This is a genomic window from Streptomyces sp. NPDC096152, assembly GCF_044763235.1.
Lineage (GTDB): Bacteria > Actinomycetota > Actinomycetes > Streptomycetales > Streptomycetaceae > Streptomyces.
In genome coordinates this window covers 354,084-368,240 of the sequence record NZ_JBIWFW010000007.1, presented here as the reverse complement: position 1 = coordinate 368,240, position 14,157 = coordinate 354,084, and the positions used below count along the sequence as shown (strand labels likewise).

The 14,157-nt window shown below is 67.1% G+C and carries 17 protein-coding genes; 14 read left to right on the top strand and 3 right to left on the bottom strand.

Features of this window, described 5'->3' with window-relative positions:
* The first annotated feature begins 83 nt into the window (after positions 1-83).
* The 3 genes from ACIQ9G_RS25045 to ACIQ9G_RS25035 all read left to right on the top strand — a co-directional run bounded on the left by ACIQ9G_RS25045 (position 84) and on the right by ACIQ9G_RS25035 (position 2,502).
* Positions 84-1,079: a hypothetical protein gene (locus tag ACIQ9G_RS25045; protein ID WP_403613399.1), complete on the top strand. Its 996-nt coding sequence runs from the start codon at positions 84-86 to the stop codon at positions 1,077-1,079.
* A gap of 225 nt (positions 1,080-1,304) precedes the next feature.
* Positions 1,305-1,937 carry a GntR family transcriptional regulator gene (locus tag ACIQ9G_RS25040; RefSeq protein WP_403613396.1) on the top strand — a complete coding sequence of 211 codons (633 nt, stop codon included), beginning with the start codon at positions 1,305-1,307 and terminating at the stop codon, positions 1,935-1,937.
* A 4-nt stretch (positions 1,938-1,941) separates the two neighbouring features.
* Entirely contained in the window at positions 1,942-2,502 is a 561-nt protein-coding gene (locus ACIQ9G_RS25035) for an HD domain-containing protein (protein ID WP_403613393.1), read from the top strand.
* Here ACIQ9G_RS25035 and ACIQ9G_RS25030 read toward each other — a convergent pair.
* Both ACIQ9G_RS25030 and ACIQ9G_RS25025 read right to left on the bottom strand, forming a co-directional pair.
* A complete protein-coding gene (locus ACIQ9G_RS25030) occupies positions 2,495-2,965 on the bottom strand; it encodes an NUDIX domain-containing protein (RefSeq protein ID WP_403613390.1) in 471 nt (156 codons plus the stop codon). The genes ACIQ9G_RS25035 and ACIQ9G_RS25030 overlap by 8 nt on opposite strands.
* Positions 2,962-3,681 carry an XRE family transcriptional regulator gene (locus ACIQ9G_RS25025; protein WP_403613388.1) on the bottom strand — a complete coding sequence of 240 codons (720 nt, stop codon included), beginning with the start codon at positions 3,679-3,681 and terminating at the stop codon, positions 2,962-2,964. The genes ACIQ9G_RS25030 and ACIQ9G_RS25025 overlap by 4 nt, the downstream gene beginning before the upstream one ends.
* Before the next feature lie 742 nt (positions 3,682-4,423).
* Here ACIQ9G_RS25025 and ACIQ9G_RS25020 point away from each other — a divergent pair.
* The 8 genes from ACIQ9G_RS25020 to ACIQ9G_RS24985 all read left to right on the top strand — a co-directional run bounded on the left by ACIQ9G_RS25020 (position 4,424) and on the right by ACIQ9G_RS24985 (position 9,888).
* A complete protein-coding gene (locus ACIQ9G_RS25020) occupies positions 4,424-4,693 on the top strand; it encodes a DUF6284 family protein (RefSeq protein WP_403613386.1) in 270 nt (89 codons plus the stop codon).
* Complete coding sequence (locus ACIQ9G_RS25015) at positions 4,690-5,136, top strand: Pycsar system effector family protein (protein WP_403613383.1); 447 nt, start codon at positions 4,690-4,692, stop codon at positions 5,134-5,136. The genes ACIQ9G_RS25020 and ACIQ9G_RS25015 overlap by 4 nt, the downstream gene beginning before the upstream one ends.
* Positions 5,133-5,477, top strand: a complete 345-nt coding sequence (locus ACIQ9G_RS25010; RefSeq protein WP_403613380.1) for a hypothetical protein — start codon at positions 5,133-5,135, stop codon at positions 5,475-5,477. Before ACIQ9G_RS25015 ends, ACIQ9G_RS25010 begins: the two co-directional genes overlap by 4 nt.
* Positions 5,474-6,331 (top strand): protein spdB, encoded by an 858-nt coding sequence (locus tag ACIQ9G_RS25005; RefSeq protein ID WP_403613378.1) that lies wholly within the window; start codon positions 5,474-5,476, stop codon positions 6,329-6,331. Before ACIQ9G_RS25010 ends, ACIQ9G_RS25005 begins: the two co-directional genes overlap by 4 nt.
* The gene (locus ACIQ9G_RS25000; RefSeq protein ID WP_403613376.1) at positions 6,331-6,678 is read left to right on the top strand and encodes an RRQRL motif-containing zinc-binding protein; all 348 of its coding nucleotides are present in this window, start codon (positions 6,331-6,333) and stop codon (positions 6,676-6,678) included. Before ACIQ9G_RS25005 ends, ACIQ9G_RS25000 begins: the two co-directional genes overlap by 1 nt.
* Before the next feature lie 2 nt (positions 6,679-6,680).
* Positions 6,681-6,998, top strand: coding sequence for a hypothetical protein (locus ACIQ9G_RS24995; RefSeq protein ID WP_403613374.1), 318 nt, complete (start codon positions 6,681-6,683; stop codon positions 6,996-6,998).
* Positions 6,999-7,098: 100 nt separating this feature from the next.
* On the top strand, positions 7,099-9,216 hold the full coding sequence (locus tag ACIQ9G_RS24990; protein ID WP_403613372.1) for an FtsK/SpoIIIE domain-containing protein: 2,118 nt from the start codon (positions 7,099-7,101) through the stop codon (positions 9,214-9,216).
* 204 nt (positions 9,217-9,420) lie between these two features.
* A complete protein-coding gene (locus ACIQ9G_RS24985) occupies positions 9,421-9,888 on the top strand; it encodes a hypothetical protein (protein WP_403613371.1) in 468 nt (155 codons plus the stop codon).
* Here the strand turns inward: ACIQ9G_RS24985 and ACIQ9G_RS24980 are convergent.
* Positions 9,885-10,916, bottom strand: a complete 1,032-nt coding sequence (locus ACIQ9G_RS24980) for a hypothetical protein (RefSeq protein WP_403613369.1) — start codon at positions 10,914-10,916, stop codon at positions 9,885-9,887. The two genes, ACIQ9G_RS24985 and ACIQ9G_RS24980, sit on opposite strands and share 4 nt — an antisense overlap.
* A 137-nt stretch (positions 10,917-11,053) precedes the next feature.
* On the opposite strand from ACIQ9G_RS24980, the gene ACIQ9G_RS24975 reads away from it, so the two are divergent.
* The 3 genes from ACIQ9G_RS24975 to ACIQ9G_RS24965 all read left to right on the top strand — a co-directional run bounded on the left by ACIQ9G_RS24975 (position 11,054) and on the right by ACIQ9G_RS24965 (position 14,115).
* Complete coding sequence (locus ACIQ9G_RS24975; RefSeq protein WP_403613366.1) at positions 11,054-11,944, top strand: bifunctional DNA primase/polymerase; 891 nt, start codon at positions 11,054-11,056, stop codon at positions 11,942-11,944.
* A 3-nt stretch (positions 11,945-11,947) separates the two neighbouring features.
* Entirely contained in the window at positions 11,948-13,426 is a 1,479-nt protein-coding gene (locus tag ACIQ9G_RS24970) for an ATP-binding protein (protein WP_403613363.1), read from the top strand.
* Positions 13,427-13,872: 446 nt separating this feature from the next.
* Complete coding sequence (locus tag ACIQ9G_RS24965) at positions 13,873-14,115, top strand: helix-turn-helix transcriptional regulator (RefSeq protein WP_403613808.1); 243 nt, start codon at positions 13,873-13,875, stop codon at positions 14,113-14,115.
* Positions 14,116-14,157: the final 42 nt, after the last annotated feature.

Here is a 14,157-nt window from a genome sequence, read left to right as displayed (position 1 = left end):
TAGACCCAATGATGGGATCTGGCACATTCCCTCTGGCCGCCGCTAGATCCGGACACCAAGCTTTCGGTTGCGATACAGACCCCTTGGCCATAGTAATCGCCAACACTATCGCGGCCAGCTACTCTCTGGATGATTTCCTCTCGGCCGCAGAATCCGTGGTAGCGACTGCCAAGTCCAATAAAGTAGTCGACATACATGTTGATCCCGAGACATCCAAGTTTATTGACTTTTGGTTCGATCCGACCGCACGACAACGTCTCTCATCTCTAGCGGCGGCAATCAAAGAAGTGCCACCTCCGATTTCGTATCCTTTGTGGTGCGCATTCTCGCGGCTCATCATCGCCAAGGATGCGGGCGCGTCGCGCGCGCGAGATGTGTCTCACTCCCGTCCGCATCGAGTTCGTGAAACATCCTCATTCGATCCGATTGAGAAGTACTTCGCCTCGGCTAGATCTGTAGCCAATCGCGTGTCCCACTCGCGCACGGAGTCAGGAGAAGAAGCGGTTCCGCGCTCGTCGCCAAATATTTTGCGCGCGGATGCTCGGAGCCTACCTTTCGCGCAAGCGACAGTGGATGCGGTCATGACGAGTCCTCCGTACCTGATCGCCATCGACTACCTGCGTGGACATCGTATGAGCCTGGTTTGGATGGGCTATTCGATCTCTTATCTGCGGTCACTCAGGTCAGGCAATATTGGGTCTGAGGCAGGCGTGGCCGTTGACTCTGCTCTAGCCTCAATCGCAAAGTCTTCTTTCACTGGGGCACTCCCAGACCGAAGCCAACGCATCATCGGACGCTACGTACAGGACATGGACGGGGTCATGTCCGAGATTGCTCGCGTAGTTAAGCCGGCTGGACTTGTATCTTTCGTCATGGCCGATGCACGAATGAACGGGGTTGAGATTTCGATAGAGGAGATCCTCATTCGCGTTGGACTTCGTAACGGTCTCGTCCGTCGCGCACGAGTCTCGCGAGAACTTCCGGAAAATAGGCGCTACCTCCCCCCTCCACGCGATGCTGCCGGCGCGCTCGATAAGAGGATGAAGGAAGAGGTAATTCTGACCTTCGAGCGCGAGTGAATTGCCTGTAGCCGCTGCATACGGGCATCGCCATCCTCATCAACTCGTGGAGATGGCAGCTGTGGCTGGACACCTGGGTCTAGCCAGGTCGAAGCGTCGTGGCGGAACGTCCGATGGCCCAGTCCATCGTGGTCGTTGTTGGTCGTCAGTGGTCGCTGTCGGCCAGCGTCGGACGGCCCGGAGCCGGCGCAGGAACTTAGCTAGGCCGGGGTTTGCAGGGTAGCGATGACCTGCGGTTCTTCGGCCCGTGGCCGCTGGCGTGCCGTCGACAGACGCGCGCGGGTGCTGAGGGCAGTGCCTGCTAACGGATGCCGGGCGTTCTGGGCGTCTCGTCGTCCAGCCTCGTCGGGTGCCAAACTTGTGGATGCCTGTGCGAATGATCAGCGGAGAACCGGCGGAGGGGACTCAATGGGAGACGCCAGCCCACGTGGAACCTACCTGCAGGTTGCTGAGGCTCTGAGGGAGCGCATCCAGAGCGGAACCATCACCGACAGGATGCCGTCAGAAGCGGCCATCTCTGCTGAGTTCGGTATCGCGCGAACCACAGTAAGGCGAGCGCTGGCCTCACTAGAGAGTGAGGGCGTCATCGAGTCGATCGCTGGCCTGGGGCGCCGCGTAACGAGTGGCGAGGCTCATCAAGCCCCCTATAAGCGCGTGCGTGACGACCTGTTGGCGCAGATGCAAGACGGGCGCCTGCCGGCCGGCGAGAGGATGCCATCCGAACCGATACTGGCCACGGCCTACGGTGTGTCACGAGGCACCGTGCGGCGCGCGCTCGCCGCGCTGGAAGCGGACGGACGGGTGGAGTCACGGCAAGGCGTGGGAAGGGTTGTACGAGCAGCGGCCGAAGAAGGGTGAATTGATGAGTCTGACGTCCTGGGCATACGACATCGCACAAGGTCTGTTGGCGGACAGCCTGCCGAAGCGCTGGGCGCACTCCCAACAGGTCTATGAGCAAGCACGAAGTCTGCGGCCCATCCTCGGGGACGACTACGACCTTCTGACGGCAGCAGCTATCGCCCACGACGTCGGCTACGCCGAGACAGCCAAGCACACCGGCCAACACATGATTGATGGCGGTCGATATCTCCAGAGCATCGGCGCTGATCCTCGCCTCTGCGCTCTTGTCGCGCTACACACGTCATCGCCCTGGGAGGCGGCCGAGTTGGGCTTGTCGGACGCGCTTAACGACTTCACGCCGGTCCCACAGCCTCTCGTAGATGCCATCACTTACTGCGACTTGAGTAGTAGCCCCGACGGGCATCCCGTCAATCCTTCGGACCGTCTTGACGAGGTCCTAGAACGGTATGGTTCAGAGCACGTCGTCTTCCGGGCCGTATCAGCGGCTCGACCGGAACTGCTCAGGATGGTTCAGCGCGTCCGCACTCGCATTGAGGCTGCGGCGGGAGCCAGGACTAGCTAATAACGGGTTGAGGTAGCTTTTTCAGACCTTCCGAGATGCGTCGGCGAGTTGTAGGTGACATTTCCAACGCATCGAGTTCTTCGGGATCCACCCAGCGAACCTCAAAAGACTCAGAACTCACGGAGATTTCGCCACCTACGGGTCGAGCACGGAAGCAAAGGGAAAACTCCTGCCGCACCTCCCCGTCTGAGAACTCAATGACATGCCCGGGGTCCGTGAAAATGCCGACCAGTCCGGTCACTTCGACAGTGATTCCGGTCTCCTCAGCTACCTCCCGAACTACAGTCTGGCTAATGCTCTCCCCAATCTCTTGCACACCGCCTGGCATCCCCCATCGTCCATTATCGGATCGCCGCTCCATCAGGAGAAAACCACGCTCATCCTGGATGAACGCAGTAACCGCCGACACGATACGCGTAGCTACTGGCGCCGCAGGGTCATCGAAGTAATCTTTACGGCTCACGGCTTCCCTTCAATCGGAACAGCTTGGATCCATACTTTTTCGAAACTCTGCGCGTAAGTCGATGCCAACTGGGCTCCGGCGACCTTACGCAGATGGAGAACGGGCGTGTACGGCGCACTCACGCCGTACACCTGCGTGTTAACCAGCCACTCATCATCAGCTCTGTAGAGCGAGTTATGAAGAGTGGACCGGTGCAAGCGGAACTCAATGCCGTCCACGCCGTACAAGGGGCGATAAAGTTTCATCACCTCGCGCACCTTATAGGCGACACCCTCCCCAATCTCTTCCTCTTCGCCTCGCCGCGCAATCTCCGGGCTATCCGGATCACCGAGAAGGATGCGAGCACGAACGCCAGTTGCAGCTTTCATTCTGAGCAACTGAAGCCAGCGAGGGTTCTCAGCGAGAAAAACGCCTGCATGCACTAGCACGCCGATCTCTCGCTCAGCACGCCCAAAGAGTTGCAGCCACAGGTCTGGTGGAACGTAGCTCCGGTGAGGGTAGACCTTGAGCACTTCAGCATCGGCCGCATCTTTACGCTGCCCATCAGGCAAGCCGTCGGGCCACAGGTAACCCTCGTCCTCGCGTAGATACGCGGCCACCTTGAGCCTGTGCCGGCGGTACGGCGCCCGGCCACTGGTCACCCAGCGCTCGGCGGTCTTCGGGTCGACGCCGCAGTGTTCTGCCAGGTCATCCGTACTAATTCCCTTGGTCAGCATGGCAGACCTGAGCCGTTCGTTCGCCACCCCACCCCCACAGGACGTCTAGGGACGTACTCGCCGTACAGGACCGTACCCAGGACGTCCCAAGTCGTCCAGGGACGTGGTCACTTCGTCCCGCCCCCCTCCCGCAAGCTGAAGGCACATCAGGGCGACGCACCCACATCCGGTGAAGGGCTTGACAGCCGGAACGAAGCACGGCACCTTGAGAGACATGTTCAGCATGTATCGCATGCCCTTAGCGGCTATGCGGAACGTGCCGACTCGTGCGGCTTGACCTGCACGAATGCGCAGGGCGGGGACGCTGCAATCCCGCTAAAGGCCAGGTGAAACAGGGCTTCGGCCCGTACTGGCGAGGTGGCCCGGTGACCGCGAGCAACGGCCGGAGAGTGGGGACAAGGTCCCCCTTGCAGTTCAAAGTCCCTGTTCATCGCTCTGAAGGAGCAACTGTGACCAGACGAAAGCGTTGGGCGTGGCCGTGATCGACCGGCATGGTGGCGCCGCTCCATCCCAGGTCCCTCGCATCGCTCGGGTGCGGCGGACAACCGGTCGCCACTTCCGTCTCGCGGTGGCTATCGCCGCGCCGGTTGCCTCCCTCGCCCGTCCGGTCGCGCTGTGTGCGCTGGCTGCACGGGCGGGGTGGTGGGGAGCCGGAACCCCCGACTTCAACGGCGTGAGCCCCCGGAGGTGCAACTCCGGGGGCTCTGTTCAGGCCGTTCCTCCGTGGAAGGAACCACGACCCATGAACCACGTTGTCACACTTCAGGACGCTGTTACCGCGTTCGCCGACTTCATGGAGCCGACGAACGCTGAGCTGGACGCGCTCGAGCGCGAGATGCCCGTGATCCTCGCGGACGTCGAGCTGCTGGACGCGTACATCGTCACCTTCGACCGCACCCCGTCCGAGCTGGACGAGCGGCGTATCCGCCGGGCCCGCCGCCGGGCGCTCGCCGCCCGGGTCGCGCTGGTCAACCGCGCGGCCGGTACGAGCCTGCCCGGGGGTGCCGCGTGAGCGCCACGGAGAAGAACCTGGCTGCCGCCCACGCGGAGGTCAAAGCGGAGATCACGCGGACGGACGCGAAGACAGCGCTGCTGCTGGCGTTCGTCGGGGCCGTCCTCGCCGGATCGTGGACGGTCGCCCGCGACCTTCCCCTGAGCCTGGCCGCCAACATCGTCGGCGGTGCCGGTATGGCTCTGCTGGTCGGTGCCGCCGGGCTGCTGCTGCGGTCGGTGCGGCCGAACTTGTCGGGCCGGCACGGCTTCCCGCTGTGGGCCACCCTCACGGCTGAGGAGATCACGGCGGCGGTCGACCGGGACATGGCCGCCGACATCGCTGGCCTGTCTCGGCTGGCGGTCGCCAAGTTCACCGGCCTACGCCGCGCGGTCGACCTGACCGCCGCCGGCGGGCTGCTACTCATCCTCGCCGTGGTGATCACTATGGGGGGTGCGCTGTGACGCTGGACGACCTAACGGTCCCGTTGCGGGCCCTGCGGCTGCTGGCCGTGGACTTCCCGCACCTGCCCGCCCCCGACGTGGACGTGTCCCCCCTCTACCCGGAGCGGCTGCGGCTGTCCTTCCACGACACCACGGGCGAGAGTCTGGCCGCGTTCGAGCAGTGGCGCACAGTGCTGCGGATCGCGCCGGATGCGGTCGACTCCCGCACCCAGAGCGACGGCCACACCCGCGTGCTCGCGGCTGAGGGTTCGTTCGCCGGCGCGGTGGTCGTGCTGACCGCGTTCGCCGATCAGCCGGTCACCGACCCTGTCTCGGCGGGGCAGGCGGGAGGTGTCCGGTGAAGGCGAAGACGGTGCTGCCGGCCGTGGCGATGACGGCCGTGTCCATGGTGCTCACCCTTGCGGTGGTGATGATGTGGCTGGGTGCGGCGGTGCCGTGGCCGGTCGCGCTTGTCGTCGGTCTTGGTATCGACGGCGGATGGCTCGCCACCCTCGCCTACGAACGCCGGCTGGCTGCGCAGGGCGATCACAACCGGGCCGTAACCGCTGTCGGCTGGTCCTTCGGCATCCTCGCTGCCGGCGTCCTCGTGGCGCACGCGCTGACCGCCGAGCATTCCGCCGGAGCGTGGCTGGCTGTCGCGTGGCTGCCCATCGCCGCCAAGGCCCTGTGGCTGGTCCACAGCCTGTGGGAGCGCACGGCGCTCACCCCGGTCGCGCTGGACGCAATCCGGGGAATCCAACAGGAGGCACGCGACGAAGCGGCCGTGGCCCGCGCGCGGCTGCGGGCGGAAGCGGCGACCGAGGAGACGCGACTGACGGCCGTGACGGCCGCCGGGGCACGCGTCGCACGCGTCCAGGCGAAGACGGCGCAGACCCTTGCGGGGGCGTGGTCGACGCTGGAGACGGCGCGGAAGGGCGAGGAGACCGGCAGGGCGCTGACCAGCGTGACGAGCACCGTCACGCCCGGCGTCATACCCCGCTGGGAACTCCCCGTCTGGGGCCCGGCGGAGCCGGTTCCGGCGCTGGAAACGGCCGCGCCGGCGCTCACCGATGAGGCGCTGGACGCGCTGGTGGACGAGATCCGTACCAGTGAGGTTCCGGCGCTGTCGTACCGGGAGATGGCCGCCCGGTTCCGGGCGGCCGGACACTCGGCTTCGGAGGTCCGTTTGCGGGCCGCGTGGAAGCGCGTTGCCTGATGGCCGCGCTGCCGGTCTACCGGTGGCGCCTGGCCCCGGACGGCTACGCCACCCGCCGCCAGCTCAGGGCGCGCGGCTTGCGACCCGGTGGTCAGTGCGTGGCCGCGCAGCTCGAACGGCCACGCCGCCGCCGGGAACCGCTGGTCGCCTACCTCTACCGCGTCGACCTCGCCAAGCCCGTGCGACCGATGACCCCGGGTCGGTGGGCGGCGCTGGCGAAAGCGAACGCCGCCCGACGCATCTGCCCGCAGTGCCGCCGCGATGCGGGCTACGTCATCCCCGCCTCGCTCGGAACCTGCGTGCCCTGCGCCTACCCCGACCCCGCCGACTCTCCGAGGAGTACCTGACCATGCGCAACGCCGATATCCGTCGCCTGGACCGCGCGATCCAGGCGACGTCCAAGAAGCTGGAAGCAGTCCGCCGGGGTGAGTGGTGGCCGCTGAACGGCAGTGAGCGCCGGGCCATGGCCCGTGCCCTGGCCGGCGGCGCCTACAAGGTGGCCCGGGGCCGTAGCGCGGGCCGCGCCGAGGAGCGGATGGACGCCACCGGCAACGCGGCCGAGATGCGGCTGAACGCGGAACTGACCGCCCTGCACGGCGAGCGTCAGCGGCTCATCACCGAGGCCGCCCGCGATAAGGCCAAGAGGAAATCGTCCGGCTGGTTCTGAACAGCCATCACGCCGGGGTGACCGCCTCTTTCCACGGACACGGCCACCCCGGCCCTCTCCCTTACTTCCGCCCTTATGGGCAGTCAGGAGCACTTCCAGCATGTCTGAGAACGTCGTCCACCTCCACAAGCCCACCGACCCGCCGACCCCCGATACCGCCCCCACCGTGCTCACCGTCGTACCCGACGCGCCGCCGGTCCGGTCTGTGCCGCTCTGGGTCCGCTCCGGGCGTGCCGTGAAGACGGCCGCCACGCACGAGTCGACCCGGGCGACGGCGCGGGCGGTTGCCCGGCACAGCCTCTACACCCTCAACGGCGGGCGGATCGTGGCCCGTCGTACCTGGGACGGCCGTACCGGCTCTCGCTATGAGCGGATGATCCGGGCGGCGGAGGCCGCGGGGAACCTGGAAGCGGCCGAAGAGTGGGAGGACCGGTTGCAGCGCTTCCGCGCCGCCCGCCATCACCGCCGCATGGACCTCCTGCACTCGCCCGTGGAGGCCGCCAAGGGAGTGGCCGTCGGCGCCGGCATGAGCGTCGGTGTCCTGGTCGCCCTCGGAGTCGTCATGGCTATCAACACCAGCCACGTCGGCGACGTCATCACCCCTCTGTCGGCGACCATCGACTTCATCGCCCTGCTGATTCGCATCGTGCAGATCGTGTGGGGTCCGGCGCTTACGATCGGCCCGTTCCTGGCCCTGCTCGCCCTGTGGTCCGTGGGCCGCAAGCAGCAGGCCGCCCCGAACTGGGCACTCCCGGCGAACGTCCGCAACGGCGAGGGTGAACCGATCACGCCGTCCATCGTGGTCAAGGCCCTGCGCGACCTCGGAGTCCCCGCCCTGCGCAACGCCATCAAGGAGATGGGCGACGCCGGCGCGAGCATGCTCGGACCGATCACCATCGCCGGATGCGGCGTGGAAGTCGACGTGACCCTTCCCTCCGGGGTGTCGACCAACGAGGTGCAGAACAAGCGCCGCAAGCTTGCCGAGAACCTGACCCGGCACGAGCACGAGGTGTTCATCACCATCCCGCAGGCCGCGCGGACGGTACGGCTGTGGATCGCGGACTCAGGGGCGTTGGATGAGCCGATCGGCCCGTCCCCGCTGGTCACCGACGACACGATGACCGCGGACTACGCCAAGGGCAAGGCGCCCTGGGGGCAGGACCTTCGCGGGGACGCTGCCGCACTGAGCCTGTACCAGCGCCACCTCCTGATCACCGGTCTGTCGAACCAGGGCAAGACCGTGGCCCTGCGCTCCTTGGCTCTGTGGCTCTCGCTGGACAAGTCGGTGCAGTTCCTCATGGGTGACCTCAAGGGCGTGGGCGACTGGGCCATGTTCGACGGGCTCGCCACGACCTTGATCCAGGGCCCGACCGATGAGCACGTGATCCAGGTGACCGAGATGGTCGAGGGCGCGGTGGACGAGATGAACCGCCGCATCCAGGCGCCGCCCGGCACCGTGTTCCCGCCGCTGATCGTGCTGGTCGACGAGGCACAGGTGGCGTTCATGTGCCCGGCCAAGGACGAGGCCAAGCGCCCCTATGGCGGGTCGAAGGCCAACTCCCGGTACTTCATGGCTGTCCGGAAGATCCACAACCAGGGGCGGGCCGTGAACGTGCTGATGTGGCAGGGCACCCAGGACCCGACCAATGAGAACCTTCCCAAGCTGGTCCGCGAGGGCGCCCACACCCGCGCCTCCCTCGCCTTGGGCACCGAGTCGCAGGCCCGCATGGCGCTCGGGGACAAGGCCGTCGACGGGGGCGCGGCTCCGAACTTGTTGCGTCCGGGCCTGGACCGGGGAACCCTGGTCGTCGCCTCCGACGGGATCACCATCCCGGCCGGACAGTCGTCCATCACGGTGCGCACGCACTACATCGACGACGACGCAGCCGAGGCCATCACCGACCGGGCCAAGGCCCTGCGCGACGGCGTGACCACCCTGCACGCCATCGAGCGGGGCGAGGAACACGACCCGCTCGCCGACATCGCCACCGTCATCGGCGATGCGCCCCGTGTGCGGACGAAGGACGTGCTAGCGCGGCTCGCCACGCGGAACGCGGACGCCTACGGCGGCTGGTCGTTCATCGACCTCAAGCGCGTCCTGGACGACGCCGGCGCCGAACCCTACAAGTCCGACGGCGTCATGGTCGTCGCCCGCGACCGCGTTGCCCGCGCCCTCGCCAACCGCGACAGAGACGGTTCCGCTTCCGCTGGCGGATGACAGGGAGCCGACCCCCGACGGGTCAGGGAGGCAGGGAGAACTCCCTGAACGCCTCCCTGACCCGCCTCCTTGTCCCTGACCTGCACAGATGATCGTTCAGGGAGTCAGGGAGGCGTGCAGGTCACACCCCCCGAATACCCCTCCACACGGCACCCCGAAGGGGGTGTCTCTGTCTCCCTGGCCAACTACCGGAAGGGATTCCGCATGTACCCCGAGAACACCCCTCGCGTGCCCGCACAGCGGGCGGGCGAAGTACACCACCCGAAACCGATCGTGCGCATCGTGCCGGTATCGGTGCCGCTCGTGCCGGTGCAGCCGGATAGCCTGCCGACCGTGGCGAGCGTGGTCCTGCCGGACGGGCGGGTCGTCACCGGCTACGCCGTCAACCCGGTTCAGCCCGAACCGCTCGAGGCCAAGCCGACCTTGTCCCGGACGGCGGTGAACGTAGCTCTGGGAGGCGTCGGGTTCCTTGCCGTCTGCGGTGGCCTGCTGCTGCTCACCACCTTCATCGCCGCGCTCGCCGCGCTCATCCAGCAGCTCGTCATCCTCGCCGCTGTCATCTTCGGCGGGTTCATCGCCCTCCAGGTCCTCGGTCACCGCCCCCGCGGCGGCGCCGGGACGACGGTCAACATCCGCAAGGCCGTCATCAAGCGGAATCACTTCCGCGGTTAGGGCTGCTTGTCGGCCAGGGGCCAGCCTGCGAAGCCGTCCTCGGTCTGGTAGACCAAGCCGATGCCCAGCTCCTTCAGGAGTTCCTTCACGTCGTCGGTGGGCTCGCTCGGCAGCAACACCGCCAAGCGCAGTTCGTCCCGGTTGGGGACGCGTCGGCGATAATCGAGGAGCTGTCCGATCGCCATCCGCACGTTGGCCCGGGTTGTCATCCCCTTAGCCTCATACAGCGCGTGATCCGGCGCGTCGTACAGGTCAGGGGTCAGCGCCCCAGGCTCGCCCTTGATGGTGAACTGGAAGCTGTGGGTCGTGTGGCCCGCCGCTGCCAGATGGGCCGTGAACGCCGTGACCAACTCGCCTTCGCGCCGCAAGACCTTGCGCTGCGCGGCGGGAATGTCGGCGACTGTCTCAGCAGTGGTGTGCTGCTCGGTCGCCTTGACCTTCACCGCGTTCTGCTTGGGCACCGCGACCGGTGCCGGCGTCGGTACCGGCCCCGCGGGATCGGTGATTGCCACCGATGTCTTTGTGGCGGCCGGCACGCGGTCTGCTTCGGTCCAGGCCGGCGTCGTTCCTCCAGCCGGCCTGAAGCGGAAGACCAAAACGTTGCGCATGACGCCGTCCTGGCCGGGCCCGCGCCGAATGTCGTAAGGCTTGATGGGGTCCAGCACCATCTGACCGATGTAGCGCTGGAGCATCGCCCCACCACCGGGCACCCTGCCGTGGGCGACGAACAGATGCAGCTCACGGTTCTTCTCCACGTGGGTGAGCAGCGATCCATTGCGCCCCGACGGCTTCTGGTCCCCCTTCGCGCCGGCCCCGGTGTACAGGTACAGGGGCCCGTACTCGTCGTCTTCCGCGCGTCCGTCGAAGGTGTACCCGTACTCCTCGCCCGCTGACGGGTCGGAGAACACGAATACCTTGCCCGCCCTGTCGGCAGGTTCGATGCCCTGGAAGGTCCCACAGCCGTAGGTCGCCGCGATGGCATCCCGCGTCGTGATCAGGCCCGGCACAAGATCAACGGTCGTCGTCATGCCGCGACCTTAGCGACCCCCGCTGACAGCCTGCCCCGCCTTTTCCTAGCGGCAGGCAAGAGGGCGACCCCCCTTTCCGGCAAGAACGCGGGGCCGCCCTCATCCCAGCACCCTCAACAGGACTGGAGAAACCCAGCATGACCCAAGCCACCGACATCCGACCAGTGCCCGGCCATGGGCGCGGCAGCACGAGCGATCACCTGCGTACCGCCCTGCGTCTGGCGGCCGGCGGTCTACCCGTGCTTCCCCTGCGCAGGGGGAAGGTGCCGTTCGGCAACTGCCCCGACTGCAAGAACAGCGGCTGTGGGGACCGACCCAACATGAAGGCGGCAGGTCCCTGCCGGTGCCCGGCCCCGTGCCACGGATGGGCCGCCGCCACCACCGATCCGGCCGTCCTCTCCTCCCCGGCGTGGACGGCCGCATGGCGACGGGCCGTCGCCATCGCCTACCACCCCGGCGGCGCCGCTCTGACCGTAGTGGATCTGGATGACGCGGATGCCATCGCGTGGGCCCGAACCGCCCTGCCTGCCACCCGGACCGTGCCGACGACGCGCGGTGAGCACTGGATCTACAGGGGCGCCATGTCGTCACGCAACGCGGTCCGCCCCGGTGTCGACATCAAGTCGACCATGGCCTACGCCCGCTACCTCGGACCTGGCGCCGGCACCCTGACCGTCCTCCCCAACACCGTCCGCGCGCTGGCCCTGAAGGAACCGCCTACCGTCCGGCCGGCGCCCCGTTCCATCTCCGTGCCCGCACGGTCCGGCGGCGGAGAGTGCCCCCACCGCACGCCCGTCTTCCTGGAACGCGGCCTCGCCATGGCGGAGCAGCGCATCACGCAAGCCACCAGCGCGGTGCACGCCACTGTCTACGGGGCCTTCCTGGCAGTGCTGTCCACACACGGCCGCTGCGGCTGCCTCACCGACGCTCACGTCGCGCGGCTGTTCGCCGCCGCGCAGGCCAAGGGTGAGACCCTGCGGCACTGCACCGCCGCATGGTCCAACGCCCGCACCACGTTGGGACTGTGACCCATGTCCGACGACGACAAGAACCCCGCCCGCGAGGTCATCATCGATTACGCGCGATCCCACTTCCGGTACTTCCGCACCGCCGACGGCACCGTGTACGCACAGCGGAACGGCCACCCTGTGGCCCGCCCGATCCGCTCCCAGGGCACGACGGGCAGCCATCGGCAGGAACTCATGGTCGGACTGTTCAAGGACGGTATCGGCGTGTTCAACGGCACCGCCATGAAGGAAGCGCTGGACCTGATCGAGGCACTCGCGCTGACCGAGGACGTGCAGCCCGTACATATCCGCGTCGCTCCCGGATTCGACGGGTCGACATGGCTGGACCTGGGCCGCAGCGACGGGCAGTCCGTGCGTATCCACCCCACCGGCTGGGACATCGCCGTCCCGGACCCGCGTGAGGTGTGCTGGCGCCGCACCCAGCTCACTGGTGAACTGCCCCTGCCTGCGAAGGACACCGACGGCAAGGGCATCGACCTGCTGATGCGGCTGTGCAACTTCGCCACCGCGGAAACCGAGTGCCTGGCCATCGCCTGGCTCATCGGCTGCCTGGGGCCGACGGTGCCCGTCCCGGCCCCGTTCCTCACCGGTCCGCAGGGTGCGGGCAAGTCCACCGGCGGGCGGATGCTCGTGCGGATCATCGAGGGCATGACCGGGGATCTTCGCCGGGCGCCGAAGGATGAGGAGAACCTGATCACTGCGGTGGCGGCCGGTTGGGTCACCGCCCTGGACAATCTCTCCCACATGACCCCGGAGCTGTCGGATGCGATGTGCTGCATCGTGACCGGCGCAGAGAACGTCAAGCGCGCCCTGTTCACCGACGGGGACGTCTTCCGCGTCGGATATCGCCGGCCTCTGCTCCTGACCGGCATCGACGTCGGGGTGATCCGGCCCGACCTCGCAGAACGGCTCCTGCCGCTGCGGTTGGAACGGCCCCGCGTGCGGCGCACCGAGGCGGAACTGTGGTCCGACTTCGCAGAGGTGCTGCCCGTCATCCTCGGCTCGCTCCTGGACCTCACCGTGCAGGTGCGAGCTGCGGAGGCGGACATCCCGACGGACCTGCGCATGGCTGACTTCGCGCACTTGTGCGCGCAGCTCGACGCGGCCACCGGTCTCGGGGCGCTCGCCGCCTACCGGGCCAGCCTGGACGACCTCAACGACGACGTCATTGAGGGCGACCTGTTGGCGCAGACCGTGCTCAAGCACGCCGCTGACATCGATCCGGGGACCGAGCAGCGGATGACGTCGGCCGAGTGGCTGCACTGCCTTACAGGCCTTTACGCGGGCGAGGACTTCCGTCCCTTGCCTAAAGGGTGGCCGACCACCGGCAAGGTGCTCTCAGACCGTCTCAAGCGCCTTCAGCCCACCCTTGCGGCCCGGGGCGTCCTCATCGACTGGGGACGCACCAAGACGTCCCGCTACATCGAGATCGCGCGGCCGGCCGTCGCACCGTCCCCGCACGAGCAGGAAGCGGCGTTCTGACCGCGCGGCACGACGCCTGCCGCAACAAGCAAGAGGAGCACCCGGCGCCGCGTGCTCCTCTTGCTGTTCGGCGGCGGCGCCGCCCTGCGATGGTCGCGCCGCGAAGCGGCTCCTTCTTCACGCTCTGAGCCGCGCACCACAACAGATAGCACTCCCTCTTTGTCCCAAGTAGGGAGACGCTGCGTCACCTGCGTCACCCACACCCCGCAAACGGCCGGTGACCTGCCGAAAGGGCGGTGACGCAGACGGCCGATTCCAGCGTCACCCCGCGTCACCTGCGTCACCCGATGACGAAGGTTTGCGTCACCGATGACGCACCCTCCGGACCGTGCGTCATCCCGAAACCGCAGGTCGGAGGCGTGAATGACGCAGATGACGCGGGTGACGCAGAAATCCGCACCTCGGACACACACGGACTCCCGAGACATCCCGTACGGAGGCGCCTCATCGATACCGCACTTGATCGGCCGGACCCCCGCGCCATCCTCCGTGGCGGTCTCCCTGACCGCTACCTCACCCCCGACGACATCGCCGAAATTTTCGAGGTGCCCAAGGAAACGGTCTACCAGTGGCGCAAGAAGCGCATCGGCCCGCGCGGATTCCGCATCGGTAAGTACGTCCGCTACGACCCCGCTGACGTCCGTGCGTACGTCGCCCAGCGTAAGAGCGCCGACAACGGCGCCACCTGACTGAATCACCACAAAGGCCGGCCGGGAGAGTCGCGAGTCAGC